Genomic DNA, 13,502 nt, shown 5'->3' with positions numbered 1-13,502 from the left:
GGGAGGCGCCGTCCCGGCTGGTTGCATCGGCGGCATGGCTCCTGGTCGACGTCGCCCGAACAGAGGTGCGGTGCTGGCCGCCGTGCTGCTGACCGTCCTCCCGCCGGCCGGCTGCGGACTGTCCGGCTCGGACGGGCCGGCGGCGGCGCTCGCCGCGTTCCTCGGCGCGGTCGCCTCCGGTGACGCCGCCGCGGCGGCCGCCCGCACCGATTCCCCGGCCGCGGCGAAGGCCCTGCTCACCCGGGTCCGCGCCGCGTTGCGCCCGGATTCGATCGAAGTGCCCGGCCAGAGCGTGAAGCAGTCCGGCGAAACAGCCACCGGCGGGTACCGGCTGACCTGGCACCTGCCGCGCGGGCGCACCTGGTCCTACACCGCCGACGCGCAGTTGCGCTCCGCCCAGGACGGCTGGCAGGTGCACTGGCAGCCGTCCGTGGTGCACCCGCAGCTGTCCGAGCAGCAGAGCATCGCGCTCGTCGCCGACCCGGCCCCGCCCGCGCCGGTGCTCGACCGGGACGGGCTCCCGCTGCTGCGCCCGCAGGCCGTGGTCGGCGTGGTCGTCGACCCGGCGCGGGCCGGTGACGCCACCACGCTCGCGCGCACGCTGGGCCGGACGCTGCACCGGTTCGAGCCGAGCGTGACCGGCAGTTCCGTGCTCGACGGCATCAGGGCCACCGCAGCCGGTGGCGCGTACTCCGTGCTGTCCCTGCGCGCGAGTGACTACCAGCAGGTCAAGACCGTGATCCACGATCTGCCCGGCGTGCGCTTCACCAGCCAGGAGCGGCTACTGCCCGACGACCGCGACACCGGCCGCCAGGTGCTGCCCGGGCTGCGTTCGCTGGTGGAGCGGCAGGCGGCGGGCGCGGCGGGCTGGCGGATCGTCACGCTCGACGTCACCGGCAGCGAGGTGAGCGAGCTGGCCGCCACCCCGCCTCGCGACGCGCCCGCGGTGACCAGCACGCTCAGCACCCACGTCCAAACCGCGGCGGAGCAGGCGCTGGCCACCGCGGGAAAGGCGGCCGCGCTGGTCGCCCTGCAGCCTTCGACCGGGGAACTGCTGGCCGTCGCGCAGAACGAGGCCGCCGACGAGCAGGGCCCGCTCGCGCTCACCGGCCGGTTCCCACCCGGTTCGACGTTCAAGATCGTCACCGCCGCGGCCGCGCTCTCGGCCGGGAAGGTCACCGCGGACACGCCCGTCGCCTGCCCGGGCACGGTGACCATCGCGGGCCGCGTGGTGCCGAACGAGGGCCGTTTCGACCTCGGCACGGTGCCGCTGTCCACCGCGTTCGCGCAGTCCTGCAACACCACGTTCTCGCAGCTCTCGGCCGGCCTCTCGCCGACCGCGCTGACCGACGCCGGGCGCTCGCTGGGCCTCGGCGCCGACTACACCGTGCCCGGTCTGACCACGGTCACCGGCTCGGTTCCGGAGGCCGGTTCGGTGGTGCAGCGCGCGGAGAACGGCTTCGGCCAGGGCACGGTGGTGACCAGTCCGTTCGGGATGGCGCTGGCCGCGGCGGCGGTGCAGGCCGGCCGGGTGCCCGGGCCGGAGCTGGTGCGCGGGCAGCCGGCCCGGGTCGCCGGCGTCGGCCCGCCGCTGCGGCCGGAGGTGCTGGCCGCGCTGCGCTCGATGATGCGGGACGTGGTGACCGACGGCACGGCCACCGGCCTGCGCGGGCGGCCCGACGTGCACGGCAAGACCGGCACCGCGCAGTTCGGCGACGGCACGCACTCGCACGGCTGGTTCGTCGGCTACCAGGGCGACCTGGCCTTCGCCGTGCTGCTCACCGACGCGGGCTCGTCGAAACCGGCGGTGGCGGCCGCGGACCGGTTCCTCGCGAACGTCGCCGGGCAGTGACGTCCGACCAGCCTAGTAGGCTGGTCGCATGTCCGTTCGCGCCCCGTTGAAGCCCGGCGTCCAGACGCCGCGCCGCGCCGTCCCCGCCGAAATCGCCCGCCCCGAATACGTCGACCGGCCGGCGCCGAAACGGGACACCGGTAACGGGGTTCGCACGCCCGAGGTCATCGAGGCCATGCGCTTCGCGTCGAAGATCGCCGCGCAGGCGCTGGAAGAAGGCGGTAAGGCGGTCCAGCCCGGCGCCACCACCGAGGAGATCGACCGGGTGGTGCACGAGTTCCTGCTCGACCACCACGCCTACCCCTCGACGCTGGGCTACCGCTCGTTCCCGAAGTCGTGCTGCACCTCGCTGAACGAGGTGATCTGCCACGGCATCCCGGACTCGACCGTGATCGAGGACGGTGACATCTGCAACATCGACGTCACGGCCTTCATCGGCGGCGTGCACGGCGACACCAACGCGACCTTCCTCGCGGGCGACGTTTCGGAGGAGGCGCGGCTGCTCGTCGAGCGCACGCGCGAGGCGACGGCGCGCGCGATCAAGGCGGTGCGCCCCGGCCGGCAGCTGAACGTGATCGGCCGCGTGATCGAGGCGTACGCGAAGCGCTTCGGCTACGGCGTGGTCCGCGACTTCACCGGTCACGGCGTCGGCCCGGCCTTCCACACCGCGCCGACGGTGCTGCACTACGAGGAGCCCTCGGTGCACACGATGATCGAGGAGGGCATGACCTTCACGATCGAACCGATGATCACCCTCGGCACCATCGACTACGACATCTGGCCGGACAACTGGACGGTCACCACGCAGGACAAGAAGTGGACCGCGCAGTTCGAGCACACCCTCGTGGTGACGGCGGACGGCGCGGAGATCCTGACCCTGCCGTAGCCGCCGGGACACGACCCGGGCCGGTCCGGCCCGGCCGGCGCTACCGGGCGGTGGGCGGTTGCGTCCGGGCCAGCAGTTCGTCCAGGAAACCGGCGGCCTCGGCCGCCGCGCGGGGCGCGTCGCGGGCTTCGATGGCGTCCACCAGCGCGTCGTGCTTGATGTCCTCCGCGTGCTCGGGGTCGTCGGAGGTCGAGGCGACGCTGGCGGTGATCGCCTCCATCAGTCCGCGGTAGAGCTCGAACAGCAGGCTGTTGTGTCCACATCGGACGACCTCGAGGTGGAACTCGGCGTCGACGTGGATGAAGTTTTCGAGGCTGCCCTCGCACTGGCCGGCTTCGCGGCGTCCCAGGAGTTCGCGGAGGCCGGCCAGGTCCTCGGGGGTGCGGGCGGTGGCGGCCAGGCGCGCACCCTCCACCTCCAGGGTCCGGCGGACCTGCAGCACCTCGCGCAACTCGGTCCCGCACAGCCGGCGGATGGCCCCCGAAACCTCACTCGTGGCGCGTACGTAGGTGCCATCGCCCTGGCGGACTTCGAGGATGCCGGTGTGGGCGAGCGCGCGCACGGCCTCGCGCACCGTGTTGCGCCCGACGCCGAGTTCCGCGGTCAGCGCTGCTTCCGTAGGGATGCGCTGGCCAAGCGGCCACTCGCCGCGGGTCACCGCGTCCCGGATCTGGTCGATGACCTGGTCGACCAGGCCGGTGCGGCGGGTGGTGGCCAAAGGCACAGTGTTATCCCTTCATCCAATCATCCTACGTATGTCATAGTAGCCGACGTGTCCGTCGATTCCCGCAATTCCCCCACACGCCCCGCGGCCTCGTACTCCGACCGCCTCGAACTCGAGCTCGAAGGCAGCATCGAAACCGACAGCGGCCGTCGCCCCGGGGTGATCGCCGGCGGGATCCTGCTCGCCGTCGCCGTGGTGCTCACGGCGATGAACCTGCGGCCCGCCATCACCAGCATCGGTCCGCTGCTCGCGGAGATGCGGGCCGACTTCGGCGCGTCCGCGCTGTGGGCGAGCGTGCTGACCACGCTGCCCGGTCTCTGCTTCGCCGGCGCCGGCCTGGCCGCGCCGCTGCTGTCCCGCCGGTTCGGCATCGGCGCCGCCATCGCGTCCGCGCTCGCCGTGCTCACCGCCGGCCTGGTGCTGCGCGTGGTCGACGGCCCGCTGGTGGTGCTCGGCGGCACGCTCGTCGCGACGGCCGGGATCGCGCTGGTCAACGTGCTCATCCCGGTGGTCATCAAGGACTCCTTCCCGGCCCGCGTCGGCCTGATGACCGGCATCTACACCGCGGCCCTGCAGGGCGGCGGCGCGCTCGGCTCGTCGGTCAGCCCGCCGATGGAGGGCGTGCTGGGCGGCTGGCGCCCGGCGCTGGGCTCCTGGGCCGTGCTGGCCGCCGTCGCGCTGGTGACGTGGCTGATCGCCGCGCGCGGCACCGGGCGGGTCACCCGCACCACGGACGCCGCCGCGGGCGGGCGCTCGCTGATGCGCAGCCGGCTGGCCTGGATCGTCACCCTCTTCTTCGGGTTGCAGTCGTTCATCGCCTACATCGTGATGGGCTGGCTCCCGCAGGTCTACCTCGACGCCGGGGTGTCCAAGGGCGAGGCCGGCCTGCTGCTCGGCCTGATGTCGCTGATCGCCGTGCCGATCAGCCTGATCATCCCGCCGATCGCCGCGCGTCAGGGCAGCCAGAGCCGCTGGATCGTCGGCCTGGGGCTGTTCGGGCTCGCCGGGATGTTCGGCCTGCTCCTCGCACCCGCCGCTTCGCCCCTGCTGTGGAGCGTCCTGATCGGCATCGGGATGAGCGTGTTCTCCTTGGCCCTCACGGTGATCGCGCTGCGCGCCCGCACCGGCGCCGACACCGCGCGGCTGTCCGGGATGGCGCAGGGCTTCGGCTACCTGCTGGCCGCCGTCGGCCCGTTCGCCTTCGGCCTGCTGCACGACGCGACCGGCGGCTGGACGGTGTCGCTGGTCCTGCTCATCGTCGTGATGGTCGTGCAGATGGCCTTCGGCGCGCTCGCCGGGCGCCGCCGCTTCGTCTGACGCCGCCCGGCCCGGATTCAGCCGAGCGGGTCGAGCGGCAGGTTCAGCAGCGCGTTCTCGATCAGCTCCGGCATGGCCGGGTGGATCCAGTACTGCCCGCGCGCCATGGACCGCGCGTCGAGGCCGAAGCTCATCGCCTGGATCAGGGGCTGGATCACCGAAGAAGCCTGCGGGCCGATGATGTGCGCGCCGAGCAGCTGCCCGGTGGCCGGGTCCGCGAGCAGTTTCGCGAAGCCAGTGGTGTCCTCCATGGCCCAGCCGTACGCGACGCCCGCGTAGTCCTGCTTGGCGACCACGTAGGACACTCCCTGCGCCCGGGCCTGCTGCTCGGTCAGCCCCACCGACGCCACCTGCGGCGCGGTGAACACCGCGTGCGGCACGAACCGGTGGTCGGCCTCGATCCGTTCGTCCGGGTGCAGGAGGTTGTGCCGCACCACGCGGGCTTCGTGGTTCGCGACGTGCTTGAGCTCGTGCGGTGAGGACAGATCGCCGAGGGCGTAGATGCCCTCCACCACGGTCTGCTGGTAGCCGTCGACCACCACGTGCCCGCCGGCGGTCGTGGTCACGCCGGTGGCGGCGACGTCGAGCCGGTCGGAGTTCGGCGTGCGGCCGGTGGCGACCAGGATCAGGTCGGCCTCGACCGTCTCGGCACCCCGCGGGCCCTCCAGGTCCAGCGCGACGCCCGAACCGGTCCGGCGCGCACGGATGGTTTTGCGGTCGAGGCGCACGTCGAAGCGCTCCGCGGCCAGCTCGGTGAACCGGGCGCTGATCTCTTCGTCCTCCGAGCGCAGCAGCGCGCCGGACCGGCCGACGACCGTCACCCCGACGCCGAAGGACGCGAAGACGTGCGCGAACTCGGCCGCGATGTACCCGCCGCCGATGATCACGATGCGCCGCGGCAGCTCGTCGAGCCGCATCACGGTGTCGGAGGTGTGGTAACCGGTCTCCTCCAGTCCGGGCACGTCCGGGATCACCGGGCGGCCACCGGCGGCGAGCACGAACCGGTCGGCGGTCAGCACCTCGTCGGGCCGACCGTCGGAATAGCCGACGCGCAGCTCCTTCATCCCGGTGAACCGGCCTTCGCCGGGGTAGACGTCGATGTTCCGGTTGTCCTCGTGGTGCTCCCGGTACTCGGCTCCGCCCGCGGCGATGGGGTCGATCCGGCCGAAGATGCGATCCCGCATATCGGGCCAGCGCACGGCCTTCAGCTCTTCGTCGACGCCGTAGCGCGAGCTGTGCGAAGGCGTGGCGGCGACGTCCGCGGCGTAGACGAACATCTTGGTCGGGATGCAGCCGACGTTCAGGCAGGTGCCGCCGAAGGTGCCCTTCTCCACGATGGCCGTCTTCCAGCCGGCGAACTCCGGCCCGGGGATGGAGTTCCCCGATCCGGTCCCGACGATCACCAGGTCGTAGTGCGGCACAGTCTTCCTCCGAAAGCCGGTCAGGCGGGTGGTGTCCACCCTAGCCAACCGGCGCCCCCGGCCGGGTGTTCCCGCGGGGGGCGCGGATCACTGCCCGTTGGCGCTGAAGTGCATCCGGTCCGTCGGCGAAGTCCAGTCACCGCCCCAGCTCCAGCCGACCGCGGCGAAAGCGCGCACCACGTCGCCGCCCGGCAGCACCATGCCCGGCCGGACGGTGCCCCGGTCGACGTAGGCCGAGGCCAGCTCCGGCAGCACCAGGTCGCCCTTGGTGTAGGGGTTGCAGAACGGGTTCAGGTCCACCGCCAGCCCGTAGGCGTGCGCGGACCAGTTCCCCTGACCGCGCACCGGGCGGCAGACGAACGCGCTGGTGTCGTTGCCGTCCCCGGTGGGCGCCGCGGCCAGCTCGGCCGGCGCGGTGATGCGCATCTCCTCGATCGGGAAGCGGAGCGCGAACAGCCGGCCGAACACCTGCACCACGGCCTGCGCGCCGGTGCGGGCGACGAGCAGCTCGCCGGTGTGCGCGTGCCGGTCGAACCCCCAGAACGACACCTGGACGTAGCTGAGCTCGGACGCCTCGACCGGGCAGGCGGGCTGCCAGGTGCTGCGGGCCAGCACGTCCGCGGGCACCGGGCCGACCCGCGAGGCGAAGGCGTCCCCGGGCGGCGGCGGCAGGAAATCGTGGGTCGGCAGTGACCGGTTCACCAGTTCGGGTGGGGTCGGCTGCACCTCGCCGAAGCCGTCCGGGCGCAGCGGGAGCGGGCGGGCACCCACCTTCCAGGTGACGGGAGCGACGGTGGACGGCGCCGGAGATGTCGGAGATACCGCCTTTGTCACGCTTCGTGACGGCGGAACCGGACTCGCCGACTGCGCGGGCGGGCCGATCGTCGTACACCCGACCAGCAGGAACGCCCCCAGGCCACCCACCGCCGCTCTCGCTGTCCGTCGCATGGGACCAGCTAAGCAAATGCGGTCGGTGAGCGCGTAGTCCACCCGTTTCAGCGACACCGTTCCGGGCCTGCTCCGTTTAGGGTAATCGGTGCCGTCCGTTCACGCGCCGGAGTCGAGCTGTCTCAGCCAGTGCGGCTGCACGGGCCCGGATCGGCCTCCGCAACCGCTCGATCGCCCGGCCGCCCGACTGCCCGACCGTGAAGGGGAACCCCATGTCCGCCAAGTATCGCCGTCCCCTGCTGCTGGTGGCGGGAGCGCTGCTCGTGACCGCGGTGGCGGTACCGCTCGCGGTCGGTTCGGCTTCGGCGCAGGGCGGGCCGGCCGGGCCGGCCGGGCCATCGGTCGGAGCCACCGGTGCTCCAGGAGTTCAGCCGCGGATCGTCGGCGGCGACGAGGCTTCGCTGTCCGATCACCCGTACGCGGTGTACCTCACCGACGCCGACGGCAACCAGTACTGCGGCGCGGTGATCGTCAGCGCCTCGGCGGTCGCCACGGCGGCGCACTGCGCGAAGGCCATGGCGCCGGCCGACACCCGCGTGGTCGCCGGGCGCCAGGACAAGCGCACCGGCGACGGCGTGGTGCTCACCGTCTCGAAGGCCTGGATCAACCCGGACTTCAGCGATCCGGCCAAGGGCGACGACATCGCGGTGCTGACCGTGCGCGGCCGGCTGCCGTACCGCCCGGCCAAGCTCGCGGACTCCGGCGATCGCGCCTCGTACGCGGCCGGCACCCGGGCCACCGTGCTCGGCTGGGGCCGGTTGTCCGACGGCGGCGCCCGCTCCGACGTCCTGCGCAGCGTGGACGTCCCGCTGGTCAGCGACTCCGCCTGCAAGGCCGACTACGACACCTACGACCCGGCCAGCATGGTCTGCGCGGGCTACCCGGACGGCGGCAAGGACGCCTGCCAGGGCGATTCCGGCGGCCCGCTGGTGGTCGGCAACACCCTGATCGGCATCGTCTCCTTCGGCGACGGCTGCGCCAAGGCGGGCAAGCCCGGGGTGTACACGCGGGTTTCGGCCTTCTCCGACACCATCGCCCAGCAGTCGCAGGGCCGCATCCTCGGCTGAGCCCCACTCGCCCCGAAACGGACCGGAAGCCCCCTGCCTCCGGTCCGTTTGGTATGCAGGGGCGGTGAGCACCCTGTCTTCGGCGGCCGGTCCCGACCTCACCGCCGCCCAGTTGCACGCCGTCCTCCGCCTCCGCTGCGACGTGTTCGTGGTCGAGCAGGAATGCGCGTACCCCGACATCGACGGCCGCGACCTGCTGCCCGGTACCCGGCACCTGTGGATCGACGGCCCCGGCGGGGTCGAGGCGTACCTGCGGGTGCTCACCGAGCCCGGCGGCGTGAGCCGGATCGGGCGCGTGGTCACGGCGAAGCGCGCCCGCGGACTTGGCCGGGCGGGCGAGCTGATGGCCGCGGCGCTCGACGGCGCCCCCGGTGAATTCGTGCTGGACGCCCAGACTTACGCCCAAAAGCTGTACAGCCGCTTCGGTTTCGTCGCCGAGGGCCAGGAGTTCCTGGACGACGGCATCCCGCACATCACCATGCGCCGGAAGGACTGACCGGCTGTCGCGGGCGGAACCGCGAGCGCCTAGCCGGAGAGGCGGTGCAGTTCCGGAAGTGGCGCCCAGCCCGGATCGCCGATGGTGGCGAACCGCACCCAGGCGTCGTGCACCGGCCCGGACCGGAAGACGAACGGCAGCTCGGCGCAGTGCGGCGCCCGGCCTTCGAGCCCGAACCGGTAGGTCCACACCCGGCCCCGGTGCGCCTGCGCGAGCCGGGCGGAGCCGGTCTCGAACTGCTCGGTCATCAGTGCGGACAGCTGTTCGGCCGGTCGGGTGAAGCGGGCCCGGTAGCTGGCGGCCAGCCACTCCGGCTCCGGGTGCCGCCGGGTCGCGGCGGCGAGCAGGTCGGCGTCGGTGACCGGCTCGAAGACGTACATGTCGGCCTCGTTTTCGTTGGTACCGATGAGAAAATCGACCGGCGCGAGGTCCAGGGCGCCGTCCACCACCGGTTTGAACGGGCTGACGCCGAGCGAGCGGTCGTATCGCGTGTCGACCCGCAGCCCCGACACGGCCTGGACCAGATCGGCGTCGCCGATCCTCGCGAACGCCTTCCCCGTCGGCGCCACCCCCAGCCGCTCGGCCAACGCCGCGGTCACCCGGGCGGCCTGGTCCGGGCGGAACGTGTGCGCCCCGCCGCTCTGGGAGATCGCGCGGCGCACCAGCCGCTCCGCCCCGGGGACGGCCAGCAGCGCGGCGATCAGCATCGCGCCCGCGGACTGGCCGAACAGCGTGACGTTGCCGGGATCGCCGCCGAAGCCCGCGATGTGGTCACGGACCCAGCCCAGCGCCGCCAGCACGTCGAGCAGACCGCGGTTGCGGGGCACGCCGGGCAGGTCGAGCCAGCCGATGGCACCGAGCCGGTAGTTGAGCGTCACCAGCACCACACCGTCGCGGGCGAAGGCCGTGCCCTCGTACATCGAGGCTTGGCCGGAGCCGCCGAGGAAGCCGCCGCCGTGTACGAAGACCATCACCGGGAGGTCGCGGGCGGTCGAGTCCGGCGTCCACACATCGACGGTCAGGTAGTCCGGTCCCGGTTCCCAGCCGGGGCCGAGGATGGCCAGTAATTCCGGGCCGAACGCAAGCTCGGCCTGCGGGGCGGTCGGCCCGGGCGCGGTGGCGTCCCGGAAGCCGGACGGCGGCGGCCGGGGCGGGCCGAACCGGTCTTCGAGCGTCGCATACGGGATGCCCTGGTAGATCCACACACCGTTCTCGCAGCGGCCGAGCAGCTCAGACGAACGCATGGCCGGCCTCCGCCCGGACGGGCCGGCCACCTTCGAAACTCGCGGGCAGTCCCCGCTCGGCCGCCCCGCTGGGCCCCTGCCGTCGCGCGGACCGGGCTCCGGCCGCGCCGACGCGGAGAGTGTCGTTGCCGTCCGGCACCGGATGATGGAGCAGATCGCCGACGAACACGTCCTCGCGCAGCTTCAGCCCGCCGGGGACCGGTTCGAGCCCGGGGCCGGCGCAAACGCGGTGGCCGTCCCGCCGGAGCCCAGCCCAGCCCGCGTCGATCACCGGCTGCACCCTGTCGGCCGGTGCGGCCAGTGTCTCTCCAGCACGGGGGTGAACTCGGGCATGCACCCCATAGTGCTCGTGCGCGGCTCCGGCCGAAACAGTCAGCTGACTGCTTCGGCCGGTGAGCCTGGTCACCGGAGGGCGGGTCCGTAGCCCGGGCATCGGAAAAACCGCGCGCCTGGACAGGCCGCGGCTGACGCGCCGGAACTACTGCTGCGGGCGTCCGGCCACCTGCTGGAAATCGAGACCCCGTTCGCCGGTGCGCCGAGGCCCGGGTCCCGCTGCGCACGTGGGCCGAATTTCGTGGCTGCTGCTGGAAATCAGCTCGCGGCACCGCGCGGGGCCGAGGTGGTGATCACCTTCACCGCGCGGTCCAGGTCGGCTTCGGTGAGGTCGGCGCGGGCGGTCAGGCGCAGCCGCGAGATGCCGTCCGGCACCGACGGCGGGCGGAAGCAGCCGACCCGGATTCCGTGCTCCGCGCAGGATTCCGCCCAGGCGACGGCGGCTTCGGCCGAAGGGGCCTGCACCGAGATGACCGCGGCGTCCGGCAGGCTGGCCCGCAGGCCCGCGGCCTTGAGCTGCATGGCCAGGTTCCCGGCGTTCTCCACGACCTTGGCCGGCAGGTCCGGCTCGGCCTTCAGCACGCCCAGCGCCGAAAGCGCGGCGGCGGCGCTGGCCGGGGCCAGCGCGGTGTCGAAGATGAAGCTGCGCGCGGTGTCCACGAGGTGCCGGATCACCCGGCGCGGGCCGATGACGGCGCCGCCCTGGGCACCGAGGGCCTTCGACAGCGTGACCGTTGTCACGACGTCCGGCGAGCTGACCAGCCCGGCCGCGTGCACCGCGCCGCGGCCGCCCTCCCCGAGGACGCCGAAGCCGTGCGCGTCGTCCACCAGCAGGGCCGCGCTGTTCTCGCGGCAGATCCCGGCCAGCTCGCCGAGCGGGGCGAGGTCACCGTCCACCGAGAAGACCGAATCCGTGACCACCAGCGCGCGCGGTTTGCGGCGCGTGGCCAGCGCGTGCTGGATCGCCGACGGCGTGCCGTGCGTGACGGCCGCGACGTCGGCCCGCGAGAGCCGGCAGCCCTCGATCAGGGACGCGTGGATGTACTTGTCCGTGACGATCGCGGATTCGGCGCCGGACAACGCGGTCACCGCGCCCAGGTTGGCGGCGAAGCCGGAGGAGAACACCAGCGCGGCCTGCGCGCCGCAGAACCGGGCCAGCTCCAGCTCCAGCTCGGTGTGCAGCTCCAGCGAGCCGGTGACGAGCCGGGAGCCGGTGGCGCCGGAGCCCCAGCGCAGCGCCGCCGCCGCGGCCGCTCCCGCGACCCGCTTGTCCCGGGCCAGCCCGAGGTAGTCGTTGCCCGCCAGGTCGAGTTCGTCCGGCTGGGCCGGCCGGGGCCGCAGCCGGCGGACCAGCCCCGCGCCCGCCCGCTTCTCCGCCTCGGCGTCGAGCCAGTCGAAGACGTTTTCGGGCGGCAGCGGGGGGATGGCGTTCACGTCCCGCAGTCTCCCACCCGGGTCCGCGACCCGGATGTGCACCCCGTCACGGGAGAAGCCCCGCCCGGCGGTGCCGGACGGGGCTTCTCCTCAGTGCTTCAGGCTTAGCTGTCGTAGCTGCGACGCGGGCCGCGGCCCGGACGCTGCGGACGGCCCGTGCCGGTGCGGCTGCGGCCGGCGTAACCCGGGCGGCCGCCTTCGCGGGAGCCCTGGCTGCCGTAGCCGCCGCCGCGGCTCTCGCCGTAGCTGCGGTCGCCACGCTCGCGACCGCCGCCGTAGCCACGGCCTCCGCCGCCGCGGCGCGGGGACTCACGACGACGCTCGATCACCGGCTCGCCGCTCGGCTCGCGGGCACCGGCGATGCGCGAAAGCTCGTCGTCGCCCGGGCGGACCATCGTGGTCTCGGCGCGCACGCCGGCCCGGTCGGTCATCCGGCGGACGGTGCGGCGCTGGTCGTGCGTCACCAGCGTGACCACGACGCCGGACGCCCCGGCGCGCGCGGTGCGGCCCGCGCGGTGCAGGTAGTCCTTGTGGTCGGCGGCCGGGTCGACGTGCAGCACCAGCGAGATGTCGTCCACGTGGATGCCGCGCGCGGCGACGTCGGTGGCGACCAGCACCGGGGTGTGGCCGTCCTTGAAGTCGGCGAGCACGCGGTTGCGCTGGCCCTGGGTCTTGCCGCCGTGCAGGGCCGCGGCGTGCACACCCTGCTCGCGCAGCCGCTCGGTGAGGCGGTCGACGTGGTGCTTGGTGCGCACGAACATGATCGTGCGGCCCTCGCGGGCACCGATCTGCGTGATGACGTCCTGCTTCTCCGCGTGCGAGACCTGGAACAGGTGGTGGTCCATGGTCGTCACGCTGGCGGTGGACGGCGCCACCGAGTGCGTGACCGGGTCGGTCAGGTACTGCTTGACCAGCTTGTTGACGTCACCGTCGAGCGTGGCCGAGAACAGCAGGCGCTGCCCGCCCGGCGGGGTGAGGTCGAGGATCTCCCGGACCTGCGGCATGAAGCCCATGTCGGCCATCTGGTCGGCCTCGTCGAGGGCGATGAAGTTGCAGTCGCCCAGCGAAGCGGTGCCCTGGCGGACGTGGTCCGACAGCCGGCCCGGGGTCGCGATCAGCAGGTCGACGCCGCGCGAGAGCGCGTCGGCCTGGCGGGTGAAGGCCATGCCGCCGACGGCCGTGCGGCACCACAGGCCGAGCGACTTGGCCAGCGGGGTCAGCGAGTCCGCCACCTGCATGGCCAGCTCACGGGTCGGCACCAGCACCAGCGCGCGGGGGCGCTTGGGCCGGGCGCGGCCGCCGTTGAGCCGGGCCAGCATGGCCAGGCCGAACGCCAGCGTCTTGCCCGAGCCGGTCTGCGCGCGGCCCAGCACGTCGCGGCCCGCGAGCGCGTCCGGGATCGTGGCCGACTGGATCGGGAACGGCGAGCTGATGCCCGCCTCGGCCAGCGCCCGCAGCAGCTCCTCGGGGAGCCCCAGCTGGGCGAAGGTCTTGGTGGCCACCTGCTCGACGGCGTCGTCGCGCAGCATGCCCTCGCCGGCGCCGGCCGGGCGCTGCCGCGGCTTGCGGTCGGGACGGCCCGCGGCGGCGGACGTCGATGAGTGACCGGAATTGAACGTGACTGTCACAAATGCCTCTCGGACGTGGTACGTCGCAAGGGAGGCCCGGGCTGCCCGCGCGCAGGCAGGGCAAGATGGTGTGCGGTGGGCTTTCACAGGGACGGACCCGGCCCCCCATGTCGTGACCGACATCGAGCGCCGATGGAAGTGCTTCGGATTGA

At 73.2% G+C, this 13,502-nt stretch carries 12 protein-coding genes; 5 read left to right on the top strand and 7 right to left on the bottom strand.

Translation table 11 applies throughout. The features are described 5' to 3' along the window. Window positions 1–34: 34 nt before the first annotated feature. Together NYF13_RS31520 and map are read left to right on the top strand one after the other, a co-directional pair. Window positions 35–1,852, top strand: coding sequence for a penicillin-binding transpeptidase domain-containing protein (locus NYF13_RS31520; protein ID WP_315661575.1), 1,818 nt, complete (start codon window positions 35–37; stop codon window positions 1,850–1,852). 28 nt (window positions 1,853–1,880) lie between these two features. Further along, window positions 1,881–2,738, top strand: coding sequence for a type I methionyl aminopeptidase (gene map / locus NYF13_RS31515; protein ID WP_315661574.1), 858 nt, complete (start codon window positions 1,881–1,883; stop codon window positions 2,736–2,738). A gap of 40 nt (window positions 2,739–2,778) precedes the next feature. Here map and NYF13_RS31510 read toward each other — a convergent pair whose 3' ends face one another. Next, entirely contained in the window at window positions 2,779–3,462 is a 684-nt protein-coding gene (locus NYF13_RS31510; protein ID WP_315661573.1) for a FadR/GntR family transcriptional regulator, read from the bottom strand. A gap of 48 nt (window positions 3,463–3,510) precedes the next feature. On the opposite strand from NYF13_RS31510, the gene NYF13_RS31505 reads away from it, so the two are divergent. Further along, entirely contained in the window at window positions 3,511–4,779 is a 1,269-nt protein-coding gene (locus tag NYF13_RS31505; RefSeq protein ID WP_396287780.1) for a CynX/NimT family MFS transporter, read from the top strand. Window positions 4,780–4,796: 17 nt separating this feature from the next. On the opposite strand, the gene NYF13_RS31500 is transcribed toward NYF13_RS31505, so the two are convergent. Next, window positions 4,797–6,200, bottom strand: a complete 1,404-nt coding sequence (locus tag NYF13_RS31500) for a mycothione reductase (RefSeq protein WP_315661572.1) — start codon at window positions 6,198–6,200, stop codon at window positions 4,797–4,799. Window positions 6,201–6,287: 87 nt separating this feature from the next. Then, window positions 6,288–6,971 carry a M15 family metallopeptidase gene (locus NYF13_RS31495; protein WP_315661571.1) on the bottom strand — a complete coding sequence of 228 codons (684 nt, stop codon included), beginning with the start codon at window positions 6,969–6,971 and terminating at the stop codon, window positions 6,288–6,290. Between the two features lie 389 nt (window positions 6,972–7,360). Between NYF13_RS31495 and NYF13_RS31490 the strand changes: the two genes are divergently transcribed. Together NYF13_RS31490 and NYF13_RS31485 are read left to right on the top strand one after the other, a co-directional pair. Beyond that, window positions 7,361–8,215: a serine protease gene (locus NYF13_RS31490; RefSeq protein WP_315661570.1), complete on the top strand. Its 855-nt coding sequence runs from the start codon at window positions 7,361–7,363 to the stop codon at window positions 8,213–8,215. A 64-nt stretch (window positions 8,216–8,279) separates the two neighbouring features. Further along, the gene (locus NYF13_RS31485; protein WP_315661569.1) at window positions 8,280–8,711 is read left to right on the top strand and encodes a GNAT family N-acetyltransferase; all 432 of its coding nucleotides are present in this window, start codon (window positions 8,280–8,282) and stop codon (window positions 8,709–8,711) included. Window positions 8,712–8,740: 29 nt separating this feature from the next. Here NYF13_RS31485 and NYF13_RS31480 read toward each other — a convergent pair whose 3' ends face one another. The 4 genes from NYF13_RS31480 to NYF13_RS31465 form a co-directional block, all read right to left on the bottom strand. Next, the gene (locus NYF13_RS31480; protein WP_315661568.1) at window positions 8,741–9,955 is read right to left on the bottom strand and encodes a carboxylesterase family protein; all 1,215 of its coding nucleotides are present in this window, start codon (window positions 9,953–9,955) and stop codon (window positions 8,741–8,743) included. Then, window positions 9,942–10,226 (bottom strand): hypothetical protein, encoded by a 285-nt coding sequence (locus NYF13_RS31475; RefSeq protein WP_315661567.1) that lies wholly within the window; start codon window positions 10,224–10,226, stop codon window positions 9,942–9,944. Before NYF13_RS31475 ends, NYF13_RS31480 begins: the two co-directional genes overlap by 14 nt. A 320-nt stretch (window positions 10,227–10,546) precedes the next feature. Further along, window positions 10,547–11,722, bottom strand: coding sequence for an 8-amino-7-oxononanoate synthase (locus NYF13_RS31470; protein ID WP_315661566.1), 1,176 nt, complete (start codon window positions 11,720–11,722; stop codon window positions 10,547–10,549). Between the two features lie 104 nt (window positions 11,723–11,826). Beyond that, on the bottom strand, window positions 11,827–13,350 hold the full coding sequence (locus NYF13_RS31465; protein ID WP_315661565.1) for a DEAD/DEAH box helicase: 1,524 nt from the start codon (window positions 13,348–13,350) through the stop codon (window positions 11,827–11,829). Window positions 13,351–13,502: the final 152 nt, after the last annotated feature.

The organism is Amycolatopsis sp. PS_44_ISF1 (genome assembly GCF_032335455.1).
GTDB lineage: Bacteria > Actinomycetota > Actinomycetes > Mycobacteriales > Pseudonocardiaceae > Amycolatopsis.
Note: the sequence above shows the minus strand (reverse complement) of the source record. Positions and strands in the feature narration are given on the sequence as shown.

What these genes read in the sequence shown, in the direction of transcription:
- NYF13_RS31480 (WP_315661568.1), bottom strand. Translation starts at nt 9,955, where the DNA reads ATGCGTTCGTCTGAGCTGCTCGGCCGCTGCGAGAACGGTGTGTGGATC.
- map (WP_315661574.1), top strand. Translation starts at nt 1,881, where the DNA reads ATGTCCGTTCGCGCCCCGTTGAAGCCCGGCGTCCAGACGCCGCGCCGC.
- NYF13_RS31520 (WP_315661575.1), top strand. Translation starts at nt 35, where the DNA reads ATGGCTCCTGGTCGACGTCGCCCGAACAGAGGTGCGGTGCTGGCCGCC.
- NYF13_RS31490 (WP_315661570.1), top strand. Translation starts at nt 7,361, where the DNA reads ATGTCCGCCAAGTATCGCCGTCCCCTGCTGCTGGTGGCGGGAGCGCTG.